At 46.1% G+C, this 1,075-nt stretch carries 1 protein-coding gene; it reads right to left on the bottom strand.

Going from position 1 to position 1,075, the window contains the following annotated elements:
* Positions 1-1,075 (bottom strand): molybdopterin molybdotransferase MoeA (gene moeA / locus AC3AYF_RS21620; protein WP_487780522.1); only part of this gene is annotated, 1,075 nt, incomplete at both ends.

The raw sequence follows: 1,075 nt of genomic DNA, 5'->3' as shown, positions 1-1,075 counted from the left end.
AAACAAAATACCACGTTGGTATTCAAAACGACCGGGCCGCTTTCTAATGGCATCGGTGCAAATCACTTGTTGTGTTGTTTTGGCCTGAGTAGCCTCACCCATGAGTTTACGCAGTGCAGGGGTGACAAATTGATAGAAGGTGACCATCACGGATACAGGGTTACCGGGCAGGCCAAAAAATAAAGCTTGGTTTATTTGGCCAAAGGCAAGTGGCCTTCCAGGTTTCATGGCGATTTTCCAGAAATCAACTTGGCCGAGCTCTGCTAATAGCTCCCTAACATAGTCAGCATCGCCGACAGATACACCACCGGTAGTAATAATGACATCGGCATGTTCGGATGCCTCTATAAGAGCCTGACGTAATGGCGCTTTCTGATCAGGAATGACGCCCATATCTAGCATATCGATACCAAGGCGCTTTAACATGCCATACAGTGTGTAACGATTGCTATCGTATATGTCTCCTGCTTCGAGTGTTTCACCGATAGATTTTAGTTCGTCACCCGTTGAAAAAAAAGCGACGCGTAAGCGACGTTTTACAATGACTTCCCCGATCCCTAATGAGGCAATCAAGCCCAAATCCACAGGCATAAGGCGACGACCTGCACCAAGAACGGTTGCCCCAGTTTTGATATCCTCACCCGCATAGCGAACATGTTGTCCTTGCCGATGTTTGCCATGGATGCTTATGACATTGTCGTTAGACTCGACCTGTTCTTGCATAATAATAGTGTCACAGTCATCGGGGAGAACAGCCCCAGTCATAATTCGAATGCATTCGCCAGTGTCTACCTTGCCCTTAAACGGGTGGCCAGCAAAGGCAGTACCGATTTGCTTTAAGCTAAAACCATCGCCATTGATATCACTACTTTTTATCGCATAACCATCCATTGCCGAGTTATTGTGGGCTGGCACATTCATTGGAGAGACAATATCTTGGTGTAAAACACGATCTAATGCATCACGTAAAGGACAAAGATGCCAAGCAGTTAAGCTTGAGACTAACTTTGCTATACGTTGCCTTGCTGCATCGATACTGAGTCTATTTTTATCTTCAGGATCCGCACAACTGGGT

This window comes from Salinicola sp. (assembly GCF_982684285.1).
Note: the sequence above shows the minus strand (reverse complement) of the source record. Positions and strands in the feature narration are given on the sequence as shown.